A 15,663-nucleotide genomic window follows, 5' to 3' on the forward strand; every position below is an offset into this window, starting at 1 on the left:
CCCGCGCAATCGCCCCTCCTGTATCGAGCAGGCGATTCGGGTTCAGCCACGGATTCCGTGAGGATGATCAGCACGCCCCTCCCGGTTCCCGCATGAACGGGGCGCTACCTTGCCACCATGTGCATCTCGACCAGTGAGGCCGCGTTCTCCGGCACGATCGTGTACTGCGGTCGGCAGCACCACCCCGAGCACGGCCTCATCCATGTCCTGGGCTACCAGAACACCGCCGTCAACCTCGCGAGCGGCCCGAACGCGCTGATGCTGCACCTGCCCACCGAGCAGCTCACCCCAGGGCAGTTCCTCTCCGTCGGGCGCAGCACCGACGTCCTGGAGCGCATGGTCGACGCCGTTCGCCCCATCGCCGTCGACATCGACGGGATCGACTGGATGAGCGCGCAACCGGCCGCCGTCCAGGTCTTCGAACACGACGTCTACACGGTGCTCCTGGCCGACGACCCCACCGCGATCCCCACCGCCCTGCACCAGGTGCCGGCCCACCGGCGCCCGTCCCTCAACCCGGACCTCCTCCGCTTCTACGCCGACCACTTCCCCGACCACACCGTCGCCGTCTGCTGCTTCGACAACGCCGACGCACAACGGGCCAAACCCCTGCTGCTGTGGTACCCGCCCCTCGACCCCGACCAGCTGACCGTGCCGGCGCTGGACAGCCACACGGGAGCAGCACCGGATCTCGACGCCCTCGTCCCCGTGGACCACTGGGTCCTGCTGTCCACCGACGAGGCCCCCTCCGACTGGGGCGAGACCGTCGACTACCCCAACGGCATGCGCCACAGCCTGCGCTCCTACCTCCCCACCACCGTCATGGGCGAGTACTACGGCGACGGAGACACCCTGCCCAACGGAGACTTCACCATCAGCCACCTCGACCTGCTCGCCGGCGACCTCGACCGCATCAAGCGCCGCCAACCGGCCCGCCGCTGATCCGGAGCGTGGTAGCGCTATCGATCCTCGAACCAACGCACCCGGTCACCGTGGTCGTCGGCTGGCTGCGGTCGGGCGAGGGCGTCGAGCCGGGCGAGCGCCTCGGGGTCGCGCTCGGGTGCGTCGAGCGGGAGCAGGACGGCGATCCCGCCGGAGCCCCGCACATAGAACTCCTAACGAAATGATCTCCGAGGTGATTGGATCACTCCGGTATCGGTGATCCGGAGGTGTGGGGTGGCGCGGCCGAAGCCGTGAGAGGTCGATGACGAGCTGTGGGTGGTGATCGAGCCGCTGTTGCCCAAGGTGGAACGTCGCACTCGGCGCCCAGGCCGCAAGCGGCATCCGGACCGGTTGGTGTTCCAGGGGATCTTGTTCGTGCTGCACACCGGAATCTCCTGGGAACACCTCCCGCAGGAACTCGGCTTCGGTTCCGGCATGACCTGCTGGCGGCGCCTGGCCGAATGGGCCGAGGCGGGTGTCTGGCCCCAGCTACACCAGGTCCTCCTCGCTCAACTCCGCAGCGCGAACGCCCTGGACTTCTCCCGCACGGCGGTCGACGGATCCCACGTCCGCGCGCTAAAAGGGGCCCCAAGACAGGACGAAGCCCTGTTGACCGGGGCAGAACGGGCAGCAAACACCATCTGATCACCGACGCCACTGGCATCCCACTCGCTGCCACTCTGACCGGCGGTAATCGCAACGACGTCACGCAGCTGATCCCACTGCTCGAGGCAGTTCCGCCGGTTCGGGGCAAGCGCGGCCGACCCCGGCGCCGCCCGGACGTGGTACTCGGCGACCTCGGCTACGACCACGACAAGTACCGCCGTCTGGTCCGGAACCTCGGCGTGAAGCCTCAGATCGCCCGACGGGGCACCGAACTCGGATCCGGACTCGGCGCCCAACGCTGGGTCGTGGAGCGTGCGTTCGCTCACCTGCACTGGTTCCGTCGCCTGCGGATCCGCTGGGAGATCCGCGACGACATCCACGAAGCCTTCCTCAGCCTCGCTTGCAGCATCATCTGCTGGCAGCGGCTGAAGAAGCTCCAACCGTGTTAACTGTCAGTGCCCTGGTCGGCCTTGAACCCGCGATCCTGGATCACGGGGAAGACATGTTGGGTGGTGGCAACCCAGGCATCGATCTCGGCATGGGACGACCTGATGGCACTGACCAGCGCTTCGATCACGTCCAGCTTCGGCTTGCCGATGTACCGGCTGAGCTCGTCCATCGACACCTCTTGGTACGACATGACCAGTTGCCACCAGAACCGCATGAGGAAGCGGCATTCCTGCGGGTCACGGTCGTCCGCGAGGCGATCATGAATGACCCTCTGGACGCGCCGCCGCTGCTCGTCATCACGAAAGCCGGTGTTGAGGTCAGTCAGGGTCACGTCTGGACACTAGCAACCGAGTTCGTTCACCTCCGGCGCGGGCCTCAAGACCAGTTGGGGCATTCCGTTAGAGGTTCATAGGCGGTGTGACGTCGGCGATCCAGTGTCGTAGCCGGCTTCCTTCGCGGTTGGTCACGATGGTCGCGAAGGTGCGGACGTGGCCGGCGGCGGCTGTGGGCTCGGGTGAGCGGGCCGGCAGGGTCTTGAGGTGCTGCCGGTCGTTCTCACGTAGGTGGTCCGGGTGGCGCATGATCCAGCCGGTGGCCTGGCGGGGCGAGGGCGGTCGAGCGATCGGCGGCGAGCTCCCGACAGCCCGACGGCCAGCACGGAGCGGTCGGACGTAGTCGCGGGCCCCGCGTTCTTGCAGCTCGTGGTGGAGCCTCGAGACGTTCGTGCAGCCCTTGGCGATGCGCTGGTCGAGGTAGGGCTCGAACCGGTCGAGCTTGCTGGTCCGGTTCTGCCACTGGCCGTGCAACATCATCTCCGGGCTGCCCGCGCGGGCGTACTTGCGGACAGTGTTGCACCCCAGGCCGAGGCGTCGGGCGATCTCGCGCAGACTCAGGCCCTGCTCGACCTGGGCGCGGACCGCGGTGTGGCTGTCGCGGAGCCGGTCGAGGAACGTCCCCTGCGGGTACGGCTCGGGCGACGCTTCGACGGCTTCGGTTGGCTCGACCGGGCCTGAACCCGTTCATCCTGCCGAAAACACTCCTCCCGGCCCAAGACCGGCCACTCCACCCTCGGAGCTCCCGGCGAACGGCAATCGCGGCCCCGCACGAAAAGTCGACCGAGCCGACTTCCCGTGCAGCCAGCCACACACGCCTGCCCTCGCCGAAGGGCTGGCTCACTCACCGCCCACGGCAACCAGCAACCACCGCCCCACACCGACCACCTCGCCCACCGCCACGCACCAGAAGTCGACCCAGCCGACTTCCTGTGCGGCTGGGGCTGGTGCTGCGATCGGAAGCGATCACCGGAATGAGTGCTCGGCGCCCAACACCCGGTCTGTGGACCATGATGAGGAGATGACTGCCAGCGCACGTGCTCGTTCATTCAACTCGGCGGCCGTCCAGTACGAGGCGAGCCGCCCGTCGTATCCGCCCGCGCTTTTCGACGCCGTCGAGGAGTTCATGGGCCGTTCGCTGGTGGGTGTCCGGGCCGCGGACATCGGTGCGGGCACTGGAATTGCGACCAGGCTGCTGCGTGAGCGGGGTGCTGAGGTGATCGCCGTCGAGCCTGGGGACGCGATGGCGGTCGAGTTTCATCGGGTGCTCCCGGATGTGCCGGTCGTCCGGGGTGACGGTAACGCCCTGCCGCTTGCCGATTCCTCGCGCGACCTCATCACGTACGCGCAGTCATGGCAGTGGACCGACACCAGCCGTTCGGTCCCCGAGGCGCTGCGCGTTCTGTGCCCGGGTGGCGCGCTGGCGATCTGGTGGAACACCACGGCCTTCGACGTGCCGTGGCTCCGTGCCCAGCACGAGCGCATCGCGCGCCACTGTGGAGTGCCTGCGCGTTCCGCGGTGCGTCCCGATGACGACGAGGCCATCCGGCTTGCGGGGCTGAGCGGATTGCGGGTCACGCGCCGACGGATCCGCTGGCAGCGGACGGTCTCCCTCGACACACACCTCGCCAATATCAGCAGTCGCTCGGCGTTCCTCGTCCTCGGCCAGGCCGCGACTCGGGCCTTTCTTGCCGAGGAGCGCGGGCTCCTGAGGGAGGCCTTCCCTGCTGAGGTCGTGGAGGAGGTCTACGTGGTTGATCTGCTGGTGGCCGCTCGTCCGTGAAGTCCGCCTGTCCGTCACGCTGCCGGGGATGTGGAACGTGTACGCGGCGCCTGGGGCGTTACCCCCGCGGCACTCCGCGCGCTGCAACGGACCATGGACAACGCCGCGGTGACCCGGATGTTGGAAGAGGAATGGCAGGAGCATGGGCGGCCGAGGGGGCGACAGGATCCATGTCCGCACGGGTGGCATCTCCATCGCGGACGGGAACCACCGCCTGGCCGCGGCTGCCCAGTTGGGCCACGCCTACGCACCCTGCAAGATCGCCTGAGCTCCGGAGGGCCAACTCCCGTGCGCTGTGGGGTGGATGGGTGCTGGCCTGGGTACCGCCCCGCGCCTACCCCCGCCCGCCCGCGGGCCGCAAGTGCCGACTGACATCGCCCACGAGGGTGATCCGGACCCGGCGCTCCACGAACCGCCACCGCCCATCGGCTCGCGCGAAGCGGTCGTGGTAGCGCCCGGCGGCGATGGGTTGCAGGGGCAGTTCGGGGAGCGCCTGGAACACGGTGACGTACGACCGCGCCGCCGCCGTGCCCGCCTGCTCGTCGACCTCGACGGCGAGGTTGGTGGTGACGTGCTGGGTGCGCGGTGTGCCGTCCTCGTGGACGATCACCGTCTCCCGGAACATCCGCTCGATCGCCTCGCGCCCGCGCACCGGCTCGCCGCTGCCGGTGAACTCGGCGTCGGCGAGGAGGTCCCCGAGCCCCGCGAAGTCCCCGTCGTCCACCAGCTCGGCGTAGCGCGCGATCAGGTTCTTGACCGCCTGGTGGCTGGGTGCCGGGTCCCCGGTCATGTGGTTCGTCATGGTCATCAGGCTCTCAGAGGACGGTACGTGGCCTGTTCTCCGTTCTGGTGACGCCTGGTTGTGTGACAGTTCCGCTCTCGATCGCCGAGACACTGCCTGGAGCGACTTGTCCGACGTGCGCCGGGCGCGCTTCGGCTAGGCGATCTCGTCAGCCGATCGGCCCGTGATCAGGGCGGTGAGCTCGTCGAGGAGCTCGGGAAGTTCCGACTGTGCCTCCAGGCCGCGCAGCGAGTCCAGGTGCTCGGCGAGCTTCGTCCAGGCCCGGCCGTCGCCGTTCAGAGCTGCCGTGGTGCGGCCCTCCAGCGTGAGTGCCGACTGGTAGCGACCGCCCTGCTCGCGCAGGATCCAGGAGGCGTGATACGCCGTGGTGAAGATGTCGATGCGGCTGTCCTGTGCCCAGGTCGCCAGGTCGTGCAGAGTCCGGTCCAACTCCTGCTGGGGCCCTGGCCGGTCGGTGTAATCGGGCAGGGTCACCCGTCCGTTCAGGTCGGACTGCAGGTACCTCCGGAACCCGGCGCGGGCTCGGGCTCCGCCCTTGAACATGGCGTCGACCTGTCGCCCCAACTGCTCCGCCCGAGCCCGATCGCGTTGGTCGGGCAGTCGGGCGCCCTCGCGGGCCGCCCAGAACAGCGTCGCCATGCTGCGGTAGAGCTCGCCGCGGACCTGCCCCGGCGTCCCGCCCGCCGCGGTCACCGCGAAGGCCTCGTCGGGATCCTGGTTGCCGCACGTGCGGCAGAAGATCAGGACCCTCCCCGTCTCACCCGCCAAGGTGGACAGGGGTGTCCGCGGGTCCAGGTGGTAGCGCAGCTCGCCCGATTCACGGGCGATGACCGCGACCGCCGTGGTCGTTATCGCCTCCCGACCGGAGGGGAAGCCCTCGGACGGATGCTCGGCGCCGAGCACTTGGTACACCGCCCAGGTACTGCGGGTCGGCACGAAGCGGGGATACGGCAGCCACTCGACGAGATCCCCCAGCGTCAGGTGACCCTGCATGGGGAACTCCTGCCAGTGTCGTTGCCCGTCGTCGCCGGCGTGGACGCTGTCGCGGTCCACGATCACTCGGATGTCCATGTCCCTTACCACCAGAGGGGTTGTCGGCGCGAAGGCCGAGGCCGGTTCGTCGTGACGAGCCTAGCCCACTTTTCGTCAAAGTGACGACAACGCCCTCGGGTGCCGGCAACCACGCACGGAACCGGCCTGCACTCCGGCAGTTGACCTCAAGTCGGCTTGAGCTTCTACCTTGGGGGCCATGAACGTCGCCGACGCCGAACTGGCGTGTGGCGTCGGAGTCGTCGTCACCCAGACAGGAGAGTGATCAGCATGCGAATGGTGCAGGCGGTGCGTTTCGGGGGTCCGGAGGTTCTGGTTCCGGGCGAGGCGCCGGAGCCGGTCGTCGGACCGGGGCAGGTGATGGTGGAGGTGTCCGTCGTGGGCATCACGTTCGTCGAGACGCGGATTCGCCAGGGCGTCGACGAGTGGCACGTCAGACCCGAACTGCCGTACGTGCCGGGCGGTATGGTGGCCGGCCGGGTGGGCGCGGTCGGGGAAGGGGTGGATCCGGGCTGGATCGGCCGGTTCGTGCTGGCTGACGCCGGGCCGACGGGTGCCTTCGCCGAGCGGGTGGCGGCCGGTGCGGAGGGACTGGTGCCGGTGCCCGACGGGCTGGGCCTGCGTGAGGCCGCGGCCTTGCACACGGACGGCAGCACCGCGACGGGCCTGGTCGAGGGGGCCCGGATCGCTCCCGGGGAGTGGGTGCTGGTCGAGGCGGCGGCCGGCGGTGTCGGCAGCCTGCTGGTCCAGTTGGCGCGGGCGGCCGGGGCCAGGGTCGTCGGCCTCGCCCGTGGGGCGCGCAAGCTCGACCTGGTCCGCGGCCTGGGGGCGGAGGCCGCGGTCGACTACTCCGCACCGGACTGGACCGAGCAGGTCCTCCGGGCGACCGGCGGCGCGGGGGTCGACGTCGTGTTCGACGGCGTGGGCGGGGAGATCGGCCGGGCCGCGTTCGAGCTGACGGCCCGCCACGGCCGGTTCTCCGTGCACGGCGCCTCCAGCGGTCGGCTGACGGCGATCGACCCCGCCGAAGCGGAGCGGCGCGGGGTCGAGGTGATCGGGATCGAGCAGTTGTACGGGTTCCGGCCGCGGATGCACCAGTGGGCCGAACAGGTGATGGCGGAGGCCGTCGCGGGCCGGGTCCGGCCGGTCATCGGACAGACCTTCCCGCTGGAGCAGGCCGCGGACGCGCACGCCGCGATCGAGAGCCGAAACGCCCTGGGCAAGACCCTGCTCCTGGTCTGACAGCCCCCGCAGCCCGGGCCCGCCGTTGATTGTTTGTCTACCAGCTTTTGTTGTCCTGCTCTTCGTCCGCCTGCACAACCGCACGCGGTCCACCGAGAGTAGGAGATCCCCGTGTCCCAGCCGTCCCGTCGCACCCTCCGTCCGGGCACCACCCGCCGCCGCACCCGGCTGGCGGCCCTGGCGCTCGCCGTCTCCGCGATATCCGCGAGCGGCGTCACGATGCTGGCGGCCCCGGCGAACGCCGCGACCGCGAGCGTCGTCGAGCAGATGGTCACGATCCAGGACCACCAGAACCACCACTCGCTGGCCAGCTCCGACGGCGAGGGCTCGCGGATCATCGCCCGCGGCTACCAGGACGCCTCCACCTCGTTCTGGATCTCCAACAAGCCGGGCGACCGGGTCGACTTCGCCCGCAACGTCAACGGCACCGAGCGCGTGCTGGAGATGGACACCCGGGACGGCCGCTCCACCCAGTTCATCCACTGGTGGGCGGGCGACAACCAGCAGTGGACCCTGGAGTCCGCCGCCGAGGGCGGCACGTACCTCCACAACGCCAACAACAACGGCTGTCTGACGTACCACGGCCTCGACCAGGAGGTCACCGTCGAGGGCTGCAACGGCAGCATGTCCCAGCGGTTCGACCTGGTCGGGTCGGGCACCGGCACGAACCCGGGCCCGAACCCGGGCCCGGTCACCTCCGACCAGCAGCGGTTCCTGGACCGGCTGAACGCCCTCCGCGCCCAGTACGGCAAGGCGCCGGTGCGGTTCAACGCGACGCTCGCCCAGGCCGCGAAGTGCAATGCCGACCAGATGGACCAGCGCCGGGTCTCCGGGCACTTCTGCGACTCGGGGCGCGTGGCGGCCGGTCTCGGCTACACCGGGCGGGGCTTCGGCGAGATCGCCTTCTACGGGCCCACGAACATCGACGCGGCCGTGGACGGCTGGATCAACTCCTCGGGCCACCTGGCGATCATGATCGGCGACTACAACGAGGTCGGCCTGGCGCGTACGAACGCGGCCTCCTGGAACGCTGACTTCAGCACCCGCTGACATCAGCGCCGGTGGACGTCAGCACCTGCTGACGTCCACCGGTTACCGGTTTCCGGGTAGGGCCTACCCGACGTGTCCCCAGTGGACGGCGATGATCAGCAGTACCCCGGCGGCGGCGAAGGCCGCCCCCGCGACGACCGTCCGGGCAGTCGAGTGCCGCAGCCGGGTCACCTGGGCCGCGACCAGCCAGACCCCGCCGAACACCAGCAGCAGGCCCGCGACTTGGGCGAGGATCAGGCCGGTGTGGTGCGCCAGCGCAAGGCTCATGTCCGGATCGTCCCGCCGGTGGGGGCCGGTGTCAAAAGATCCGGTGCCAGAAGGTCGGGCGCCAAAAGGTCGGGTGCCAAAGATCGGGCGCCAAAGATCGGGCGCCAAAAGATCCGGTGTCAAAAGATCGGCGGAGCCCCGTCAGGAGCGGCCGAACCAGCGGCGCTTGGCCCGGGGCGGGGGCGCGACGCCGTTCGCCCGGACCACCGCCGGGTCGTCGTACTCGCGGGAGATCACCTGGACCTGGCCCGACCGGAGGTCGTGGCGCACCGTGTCCAGGCCCTGGCTGTCCAGTTCGGCGATGGCGTCGGCGTGGGTGACGGTGTTCAGGGCGATCATCCCGAGCTTCGGGTGCTCCGGGCCCAGCCGCACCTCCTCGCGGAGCAGGACCTGCACCAGGCGGCCGGCGGAGGCCGAGGGCAGGTCCTCGTCCACGGCCACGTGCAGCATCAGGTGCTCCTCCCCGCCGACCCGCCACCGGACCTGCGCCACCCACACCGAGCGGACGGCCGGGAACTCGCGGATCCGCCGGGCCAGCGCGTCACGGAGGGCGACCGCCACCGGGTCGGTGGACCAGTCGAGCTGCATCTCCGCTCCCGGCCCGTGGGTCAGCCAGTCCCGCGTCACCTGCTCGGGAAGGATCGCCTGCCCGTTCGCGGAGCGGATCCCGAGCACGGCGACGCCGGTCGTCTCCAGGATGTCCCTCAGCCGCGCCACGTCGCAGTGCACCATCCCGGCGGCTTCCGGAAGCAGTTGCGCGCCGAGTGCCGCGCCGGTGAACGCGAGCAGCGTGGGCGGCTGCTCCTCGTCGGGCAGGAACATCACCGATCCGCCGTCGGTGACCGGAACGAACACCCCGCCCTCGAACAGCGCGTCGAGGACCGCCTCCGGCGCGGGCTCGTGCCCGTCCGCGCGGCGGTCGAGGAGGTCGGCGAGGCGTACGTTCGAGTTCTCGATCACGCGTGCAGCCTAGTGCCAGGGCCCGCCACCACCGGTCCAAAAACCTCCCTGGCCTCAACGGCCCGGGCGGCTACCGCCCGCGCTCGAGGATCAGTTCGGTCCAGGTCACGCCCTCGCGGGCGTGCGGGTCGGGGTGGGTGCCCTGGTGGAGGAGGTGGAGGCCGTGGGCCCGGGCGTGGGTGATGGTGTCGGCGGCCGGGAGGTCGAACATCCGGCGGCCGGGCGGGACGGGACCGTGGCGGAGGGTGAGGGAGAGGCGGCCGCCGGGGGCGAGGAGCCGGGCCACGGCGCCCATGGCGGGCGGGCGTTCGGCGGGGGTGAGGTGCATCCACACGGCGGTGAGCAGGATCAGGTCGTACTGCTCGCCCTCGGCGCTGAGCGTCGGCAGTGCGGGCAGCGCGTCGGCGATCCAGCGGATGCCCGCGCGGGGGTGCAACCGGGCGGCGACGGCGCGTAGTTCGGGGGTCGGCTCGACGGCGGTGACCCGGTGGCCGAGGGCGGCGAGGGTGGCCGCGTCGCGGCCGGTGCCGGCGCCGATGTCGAGGACGGCGGCGGGCGCGGCCGGGTAGAGGTGCAGCCGGGCGCGGTGGATGTCGGCGAAGTCCACGCTCTCGTACTGGACGGCGAGTTGCTCGGCCGCTTCGCCGTAGCCGGCCGTGCCGGGGGCGCGCGTCTGATCGGTCACCTGGTCGGTCATCTGGTCGGTCATTCGGACTCCCGGACGATGATGGCGTCGCCGGCGGCGGCCGCGACGGCGAAGAAGTCCCGTAGTTCGCGCAGGTCGTGGACGACGCGGGCGGCCCAGGACTCGGACCAGGGCGGCTCGGAACCGAGTTGGGCGACCCGGCGGGCGAGCACCGTGTCCTGTTGGCGGACGAGTTCGCCGAGTGCCGAGTCGCGCAGGAAGGTGAACGCGGCGGCGACCTGTTCGGGGCGCAGCACCAGCATCCCGGCGTCTCCGTGCTCTCCCGCGTCTCCGCGGTCTCCGGTGTCCCCGCGGCCTCCAGCGCCTCCAGCGTCTCCGCGGTCTGCGCGCGTGCCGCCGTAGACGGGGAGCCGGGCGGCCGGGTCGGGGTGGAGGCCGTTCTCGGTGAGGGCGAGTTCCATCAGGACGGCGGTCTGCCGTACGCCGAGGGCGAGTCCGGCGGCGACGAGCCGGTCGTAGCGGACGTCGCGGCTCCGCGGCACGAGTTCGCCGAGTTCCTCGGGCGAACAGGCGTCCACGGCCTGGCCTGGCAGGCGGCGCCAGAAGTGATCCACGCTCACCCGGAAAGCGTAGCGAACGCGGGGGCCGGTTGATCAGTGGCTCAGGCCTCGCCGGGGTGCCAGACCGGCCATTCCCAGGGGCGGTCGGCCCAGTGCACCTTGGCGGGGTCGCGTGGGTCGAGGTCGGGGAAGAGCTGGTGGAGGCGGGGTTCGAACTCCTCGGGGGCGAGCGGCTCCCAGCCGTGGCCCTCGAAGTGGACGAGGCGGTAGCGGCTGTCGGTCCGGAATTCGGCGACTTCGACCAGGTGTGCGGACGTGCTGTTGGTCTCCATGACCCCCAGCATGTGGCGCGGTGGCAATCAGCGCCCGTTCAGACCCCTCTTCCGGGTCATGTCCCGGCGTCGGCGCGCTCGTTGAGCACGGGAAAGGTACGACGGGGGGCGGCGCTGGAAGGACGAGCACATGACTGGGCAGCCCACCGGAGGACAGTGGCAGTGGCCGTCGAACGCCTGGCAGCCGCCGCCCGTCCCACTCCCACCTCAGGCGATCCCGTCCCAGGCGGTCCCGTCGCGGGCGGAGCCGTTCCGGGCGGAGCCGCCGCAGACCGGCCCGCCGACGGGGCCCGTGCCGGAGCCGCCGGTGCCGCCCCGGCGGTCGCGGAAGGCGTGGGCGGTGGCCGCGGGCGGGACGCTGGTCCTGCTGGCCGCGGTGCTGGTGATGTGCGGTCCGGGTTCGGGCGATGACCTCCGGGTGGTGGCCTTGCCGGGGGCCTCGCCGTCGGCCACCCCGTCGGGCCGGCTGTCGGTCGTTCCGTCGGCCGGCACGCCCTCGCCGTCCCCGGGCCCCTCCCCGGCGCCGGAGGGCGCCGCGCCGGGCGGCGGCGATCCGGCCTCCGCGGCGGCCGCCCCGGGCGGGGCGGACCAGGTGGACGCCCAACACGCCTCGTCCGCGCCGCACGCGAAGTCGGGCCGCAGTCCGCGTCCGAGCCCGAGCGGCCACCGGGCCCCGAACACCGCTCCGGGTGCGCCGGGGGTGCCGTCGCTGGGCCCGGGGACGATCTGCGACCAGGCCGAGCGGGTGGGCCGCTGGCCGGCGGGCTCGGAGCAGGCGCGGCTCTGCCGCGGCCTCTACGGCTGACGTCTACAGGAGCGTCCTGACCGCGACCCGACGGCCGGGCGAGCAACCCCGAAAGCCCGACAGCCCCACCCCCCGGCCGTATACCACGGCGAGGTCGCGCCCGCCCCGGGAACGCCGGTTGTTCCCGAGGATCGGTGCTCTGCGCGGTGTCGCGCTCGGCGTTGTGCGGCCCGGTGCACCAGCATGGTCGACGAGAGGACCGTCGGGAATCAACGGTCTTGCGGGTGCGAGGAGTTGCTCGGATGCAGATGCTGGCCGCATGCCTGTGGGGGCTCGGTGGTGCGGCTGCCATCGAGGCGTGGACCCTCCATGAGCGGATCACCTCGGTCGGCGGCTTCCCCTGGACGTACCGGGGGCAGATGCGGCTGGCCCCGTACGTCGTGGCGGTCGTGATCCGGCTGAGCGTGGGGGTGATCGTGACGGCGGCGTCCACGGCGTCCAACCAGGTCGCGGGCCCGGTGGGCGCGTTGGCGATCGGGATCGCGGCGCCGCAGATCCTGAAGCAGATGTTCGCGCGCGGCCCCTCGCGCCCGGAGCTCCCGTCGCGTCCGGAATTCCCCTCACGTCCGGAGGTCCCCTCCCCACCCGGGGAGCCCGGGCCCGGGCCCCGGCCCGGGCCGCTGCGGGCCCCGATCGTCCCCCGGGTGGACACCAGGTACGGCGGTCCCGCCGACGGGGCCGACCAGCGGAGGAGGCGTCGTGGCCGGTGATTCCGTACGGGGCGGACGGGGGTCGGTGACGCGCGGGCCCCAGGAGCCGCCGAAGGACTGCTTCCGGACCTGGCTGCGGGCCGCGCTGGCCTTCGAGCCGCTGCAGGTGCCCGGCCCGGGCGCGGTGCTCCACAACGCCGAGCTGGCCGGCGTCGACCTGCGCGGGGCGGACCTGCGGTCGGCGGACCTGACGGGCGCGAGCCTGGCCGGCGCGCGGCTCCACGACGTGGACCTGAGCTCGGCGATCATGACCGACATCAACCTCTGCCAGGCCGAGCTGTGGCGCGCCGACCTGTCGGACGCGACCCTGGACGACGCCAACCTGTACGCCGCCGACCTGTCCGGCGCAAGCCTGGTGCGGGCCCAGCTGTTCAACGCCCACCTGGCGGGCGCCCGGCTCCAGGACACCCGGCTGCCGGACTCCGACCTGCGCTACGCCCTCCTGACCGGCGCCGCCATGGACGGGGCTGACCTGAGCCGGTCCCAGCTGTGCGGGGCGGTCCTGGCCGGGGCGACGCTCCGCGGCGGCGCCCTGACCAGGGCCGATCTGAGCCAGGCCTACGTCACCTCGGCCGACCTCACCGGGGCCGACCTGTCGCGCGCCACCCTGGACCACGCCTGCCTCGCGGGCGCCGTCCTGGTCGACGGGGACTTCACGGGCGCCGGACTGGCCCACGCCGATCTGACCGACGCGGACCTGACCGGCGCCCGGCTGGACGGCGCCGATCTGATCGGCGTCAGCTGGTCGCTGCGGACGGAGTGGCCGGCCCACCTCTACATGGACATCCGCAGCCGCTCCGAGGAGGTGGGGCCGGGGGTGTTCCTGATCGTCGGGGCGGACGCCCGCCTGGAGGAACTGCCCCGCGAGCCGGTGCTGATCTAGCCACCCTGGCCCGGCCCCCGGCGTCACGGCGCGCCCAGCACCCCCTTGTCGATCCGCGGCGCCAGCACCCGGGCCAGGGTGTCCGTGATGTGCCCGGTGTCCCGGTAGAGCACCACGCCCTCCAGGACGGCCGGGCAGCTCGGGCCACTGCCCGGGCAGAGCACCGGCCCGAGGTCGAGGGTGCGGACGCCGTAGCGGGCCGCGAGGCCGCCGTCGAGCAGGGGGTCGGGCTCGAAGGCGGTCTCGCGGGGGAAGAAGCAGGCGTCGGAGCGGCCGTCGGAGGCGGCCAGGCAGGTGGGGATGTCCTTGCCCGGCATCGGGGTGTCGCCGAGGTAGGCGAGCGGGGCGCCGAGGGCGGTGAGGCGGTCCAGGGTGCGGGTCCAGCCGGCGGCGCGTTCCTCCTGGCTGCCGTAGCGGTTGAGGCCGGCCATCAGGACCAGCCGGGGCTTGGGCCCGGAGGTGAGCCGGGTGAGGGTGTTCTCGCGCCAGCGGTCGCATTCGTCGTAGGTGCGGCCGAGGACGTCGTTGCGCACGGTCAGGGTGGCCAGCGGGCAGCCGGGCTTGACCAGGACCTCCAGGGCCCAGTGCCGCTGTTCGGCGAGCGCGAGCCCGGCGGAGATCCACTGTCCGGCGTGCGAGTCGCCGAGCAGCACGATCCGGTCGGGGCTGTCCTGGTTGCCGAAGAGGCAGCGGGGGCTGCTGTCGGCGTTGAGCGGGATCTCGCAGCCCTTGCCGGGCGGGAAGTCCTCCCGGGCGCGGGCGAGCGAGGGGGTGAGGCCGAGCACCCGGGCGCCGGGGGCGAGCAGGGCGGGCCCGTCGACGGCTCCGGCGGGGGCGCCGGCCTGGGCGGACGCGGTGCCGCCGAGCGCGCGGACGGTGCCGCCGCCGAGGGTGAGCGCCGCGATCAGCGGGATGACGAGCGCGCTGGCGCCGACGGCGAGGCCGCGCCGGGGCGCCGGGCTGCTGCCGTACCGCAGGGGCTGTTCGACGAGTCGCAGGGTGAGCCAGGCGGGCAGCGCGCTGGCGGCGGTGAGGGCGAGGAGCACCGTCCAGGACAGCTGGCCGTAGCGGGCCTGGGCGATGGTCAGCACCGGCCAGTGCCACAGGTACCAGGCGTACGAGAGGCGGCCGGCGGCGCGCAGCGGGCGGGTGGCGAGGAGGCCGCCGACGATCCGGTCGGCGGGGGCGGCGAGCAGCAGGGCGGCGGTGCCGAGGACGGGCAGCAGGGCGGCCGCGCCCGGGAAGGGGGTGGTGCGGTCGTACAGGAGGATCGAGCCGAGGACGGCCGCCAGGCCGGCCCAGCCGAGCAGCCGCAGCGCCCCGGTCAGCGCGCGGCCGGGGGTGCGCCCCGGCGTGCGGGCGGCGAGCGCGCTGCCCAGCAGGGCCGCGCACGCCCCTGCTGCGAACTCCCAGAGTCGGCTGCCGGTGGAGAAGTAGGCGAGCGGCGCCGAGGTCGCCGTCCAGCGCAGGCAGAGGGCGAGTGAGAGCCCGCCGACGGCGAGGGTGGCGAGGGTGATCGCCACGGTGCGGCGTCGCCCGTGCAGATAGCGGGCGAGGCCGAGCAACAGGACGCCCCAGAGCAGGTAGAACTGGTTCTCCACCCCGAGGGACCAGAAGTGCTGGAGCGGGCTGGGGTCGTGTTCGGCGGCGAGGTAGTCGGTCTGCTGGCCGACGAAGCGCCAGTTGGCGAACTGTCCGGCGGCGGCGATCAGGTCGTGGGCGAGGTCGGTGCCGCGCAGCGGGTCGAGCAGGGCGCCGCCGGCGGCGGCGGTGGCGACCAGGACGGTGGCGGCGGCGGGCAGGATGCGGCGGGCGCGGCGGGCGGCGAAGTCCCACAGGCCGATCGGGCGGCCGGTGAGCAGGCCGGTGATGAGGAAGCCGGAGATGACGAAGAAGATGTCGACGCCGACGTAGCCCCCGGTCGGGCCGGGGACGGCGGCGTGGTAGGCGAGGACGGAGAGCACGGCGATGCCGCGCAGTCCCTCGATGTCGGGGCGGAAGGCGGTGCGGCGGCGGGGTTCTCCCGTCGACGCCACGACGGCGCCGGAGGCGGAGGTGGCGGAGGTGGCGGAGGTCGAGGTGGTTCCGGCGGCGGCGGCCTGCCGGTCCACCCGGACGATTCCGGGCAGGATCTCGTTCGTGGACACCTCGTCGTCGGACGTGGACGGCGACGGCGGTACGGCCGTTGACACGGCGGTGCTCCTTGCTGGGCTGGCATCGGTGGTCGGGGGCCCGCCGGGCCG

19 protein-coding genes are annotated in these 15,663 nt (G+C 72.2%); 7 read left to right on the plus strand and 12 right to left on the minus strand.

What is annotated here, in order from left to right:
- Positions 1 to 117 precede the first annotated feature (117 nt).
- Positions 118 to 942 (plus strand): hypothetical protein, encoded by an 825-nt coding sequence (locus ACFVXG_RS14130; RefSeq protein ID WP_387927313.1) that lies wholly within the window; start codon positions 118 to 120, stop codon positions 940 to 942.
- Positions 943 to 959: 17 nt separating this feature from the next.
- Here the strand turns inward: ACFVXG_RS14130 and ACFVXG_RS14135 are convergent, their stop codons facing one another.
- Positions 960 to 1,106 (minus strand): hypothetical protein, encoded by a 147-nt coding sequence (locus tag ACFVXG_RS14135; RefSeq protein WP_387927315.1) that lies wholly within the window; start codon positions 1,104 to 1,106, stop codon positions 960 to 962.
- Between the two features lie 106 nt (positions 1,107 to 1,212).
- Here ACFVXG_RS14135 and ACFVXG_RS14140 point away from each other — a divergent pair.
- A protein-coding gene (locus ACFVXG_RS14140) for an IS5 family transposase (RefSeq protein WP_387927835.1) occupies positions 1,213 to 1,997 on the plus strand; the annotation gives its coding sequence in 2 pieces (ribosomal slippage) (positions 1,213 to 1,512 and positions 1,515 to 1,997; 783 coding nt in all).
- Here ACFVXG_RS14140 and ACFVXG_RS14145 read toward each other — a convergent pair.
- Positions 1,994 to 2,329, minus strand: coding sequence for a hypothetical protein (locus tag ACFVXG_RS14145; protein ID WP_387927317.1), 336 nt, complete (start codon positions 2,327 to 2,329; stop codon positions 1,994 to 1,996). The two genes, ACFVXG_RS14140 and ACFVXG_RS14145, sit on opposite strands and share 4 nt — an antisense overlap.
- Before the next feature lie 67 nt (positions 2,330 to 2,396).
- The gene (locus ACFVXG_RS14150) at positions 2,397 to 2,810 is read right to left on the minus strand and encodes a hypothetical protein (RefSeq protein ID WP_387927319.1); all 414 of its coding nucleotides are present in this window, start codon (positions 2,808 to 2,810) and stop codon (positions 2,397 to 2,399) included.
- A gap of 541 nt (positions 2,811 to 3,351) precedes the next feature.
- Between ACFVXG_RS14150 and ACFVXG_RS14155 the strand changes: the two genes are divergently transcribed.
- Positions 3,352 to 4,113, plus strand: coding sequence for a class I SAM-dependent methyltransferase (locus ACFVXG_RS14155; protein ID WP_387927321.1), 762 nt, complete (start codon positions 3,352 to 3,354; stop codon positions 4,111 to 4,113).
- 334 nt (positions 4,114 to 4,447) lie between these two features.
- On the opposite strand, the gene ACFVXG_RS14160 is transcribed toward ACFVXG_RS14155, so the two are convergent.
- Complete coding sequence (locus ACFVXG_RS14160; protein ID WP_387927323.1) at positions 4,448 to 4,915, minus strand: nuclear transport factor 2 family protein; 468 nt, start codon at positions 4,913 to 4,915, stop codon at positions 4,448 to 4,450.
- A 135-nt stretch (positions 4,916 to 5,050) separates the two neighbouring features.
- Positions 5,051 to 5,986, minus strand: coding sequence for a hypothetical protein (locus ACFVXG_RS14165; protein WP_387927325.1), 936 nt, complete (start codon positions 5,984 to 5,986; stop codon positions 5,051 to 5,053).
- 249 nt (positions 5,987 to 6,235) lie between these two features.
- On the opposite strand from ACFVXG_RS14165, the gene ACFVXG_RS14170 reads away from it, so the two are divergent.
- Together ACFVXG_RS14170 and ACFVXG_RS14175 are read left to right on the plus strand one after the other, a co-directional pair.
- Positions 6,236 to 7,207: a zinc-binding dehydrogenase gene (locus ACFVXG_RS14170; RefSeq protein ID WP_387927326.1), complete on the plus strand. Its 972-nt coding sequence runs from the start codon at positions 6,236 to 6,238 to the stop codon at positions 7,205 to 7,207.
- A gap of 111 nt (positions 7,208 to 7,318) precedes the next feature.
- On the plus strand, positions 7,319 to 8,257 hold the full coding sequence (locus tag ACFVXG_RS14175) for a CAP domain-containing protein (protein ID WP_387927328.1): 939 nt from the start codon (positions 7,319 to 7,321) through the stop codon (positions 8,255 to 8,257).
- A gap of 63 nt (positions 8,258 to 8,320) precedes the next feature.
- Here ACFVXG_RS14175 and ACFVXG_RS14180 read toward each other — a convergent pair whose 3' ends face one another.
- The 6 genes from ACFVXG_RS14180 to ACFVXG_RS14205 form a co-directional block, all read right to left on the minus strand.
- The gene (locus ACFVXG_RS14180) at positions 8,321 to 8,524 is read right to left on the minus strand and encodes a hypothetical protein (RefSeq protein WP_387927330.1); all 204 of its coding nucleotides are present in this window, start codon (positions 8,522 to 8,524) and stop codon (positions 8,321 to 8,323) included.
- Between the two features lie 141 nt (positions 8,525 to 8,665).
- Positions 8,666 to 9,484 carry a hypothetical protein gene (locus tag ACFVXG_RS14185; RefSeq protein ID WP_387927332.1) on the minus strand — a complete coding sequence of 273 codons (819 nt, stop codon included), beginning with the start codon at positions 9,482 to 9,484 and terminating at the stop codon, positions 8,666 to 8,668.
- 70 nt (positions 9,485 to 9,554) lie between these two features.
- Entirely contained in the window at positions 9,555 to 10,193 is a 639-nt protein-coding gene (locus tag ACFVXG_RS14190; RefSeq protein WP_387927333.1) for a class I SAM-dependent methyltransferase, read from the minus strand.
- A complete protein-coding gene (locus tag ACFVXG_RS14195) occupies positions 10,190 to 10,750 on the minus strand; it encodes a hypothetical protein (protein ID WP_387927335.1) in 561 nt (186 codons plus the stop codon). Before ACFVXG_RS14195 ends, ACFVXG_RS14190 begins: the two co-directional genes overlap by 4 nt.
- Before the next feature lie 41 nt (positions 10,751 to 10,791).
- Positions 10,792 to 11,022, minus strand: a complete 231-nt coding sequence (locus ACFVXG_RS14200) for a hypothetical protein (RefSeq protein WP_350509968.1) — start codon at positions 11,020 to 11,022, stop codon at positions 10,792 to 10,794.
- 207 nt (positions 11,023 to 11,229) lie between these two features.
- A complete protein-coding gene (locus tag ACFVXG_RS14205; protein WP_387927337.1) occupies positions 11,230 to 11,703 on the minus strand; it encodes a hypothetical protein in 474 nt (157 codons plus the stop codon).
- A gap of 366 nt (positions 11,704 to 12,069) precedes the next feature.
- Between ACFVXG_RS14205 and ACFVXG_RS14210 the strand changes: the two genes are divergently transcribed.
- Both ACFVXG_RS14210 and ACFVXG_RS14215 read left to right on the plus strand, forming a co-directional pair.
- Complete coding sequence (locus ACFVXG_RS14210; protein WP_387927339.1) at positions 12,070 to 12,537, plus strand: hypothetical protein; 468 nt, start codon at positions 12,070 to 12,072, stop codon at positions 12,535 to 12,537.
- Positions 12,527 to 13,420 (plus strand): pentapeptide repeat-containing protein, encoded by an 894-nt coding sequence (locus ACFVXG_RS14215; RefSeq protein ID WP_387927341.1) that lies wholly within the window; start codon positions 12,527 to 12,529, stop codon positions 13,418 to 13,420. Before ACFVXG_RS14210 ends, ACFVXG_RS14215 begins: the two co-directional genes overlap by 11 nt.
- A gap of 23 nt (positions 13,421 to 13,443) precedes the next feature.
- On the opposite strand, the gene ACFVXG_RS14220 is transcribed toward ACFVXG_RS14215, so the two are convergent.
- Positions 13,444 to 15,612, minus strand: coding sequence for an acyltransferase family protein (locus ACFVXG_RS14220; protein WP_387927342.1), 2,169 nt, complete (start codon positions 15,610 to 15,612; stop codon positions 13,444 to 13,446).
- Between the last annotated feature and the right edge of the window lie 51 nt (positions 15,613 to 15,663).

The organism is Kitasatospora sp. NPDC058162 (assembly GCF_042884005.1).
Lineage (GTDB): Bacteria > Actinomycetota > Actinomycetes > Streptomycetales > Streptomycetaceae > Kitasatospora.

What these genes read in the sequence shown, in the direction of transcription:
- ACFVXG_RS14160 (WP_387927323.1), bottom strand. Translation starts at nt 4,915, where the DNA reads ATGACGAACCACATGACCGGGGACCCGGCACCCAGCCACCAGGCGGTC.
- ACFVXG_RS14190 (WP_387927333.1), bottom strand. Translation starts at nt 10,193, where the DNA reads ATGACCGACCAGATGACCGACCAGGTGACCGATCAGACGCGCGCCCCC.
- ACFVXG_RS14210 (WP_387927339.1), top strand. Translation starts at nt 12,070, where the DNA reads ATGCAGATGCTGGCCGCATGCCTGTGGGGGCTCGGTGGTGCGGCTGCC.
- ACFVXG_RS14165 (WP_387927325.1), bottom strand. Translation starts at nt 5,986, where the DNA reads ATGGACATCCGAGTGATCGTGGACCGCGACAGCGTCCACGCCGGCGAC.
- ACFVXG_RS14200 (WP_350509968.1), bottom strand. Translation starts at nt 11,022, where the DNA reads ATGGAGACCAACAGCACGTCCGCACACCTGGTCGAAGTCGCCGAATTC.
- ACFVXG_RS14130 (WP_387927313.1), top strand. Translation starts at nt 118, where the DNA reads ATGTGCATCTCGACCAGTGAGGCCGCGTTCTCCGGCACGATCGTGTAC.
- ACFVXG_RS14170 (WP_387927326.1), top strand. Translation starts at nt 6,236, where the DNA reads ATGCGAATGGTGCAGGCGGTGCGTTTCGGGGGTCCGGAGGTTCTGGTT.
- ACFVXG_RS14155 (WP_387927321.1), top strand. Translation starts at nt 3,352, where the DNA reads ATGACTGCCAGCGCACGTGCTCGTTCATTCAACTCGGCGGCCGTCCAG.
- ACFVXG_RS14150 (WP_387927319.1), bottom strand. Translation starts at nt 2,810, where the DNA reads ATGATGTTGCACGGCCAGTGGCAGAACCGGACCAGCAAGCTCGACCGG.
- ACFVXG_RS14180 (WP_387927330.1), bottom strand. Translation starts at nt 8,524, where the DNA reads ATGAGCCTTGCGCTGGCGCACCACACCGGCCTGATCCTCGCCCAAGTC.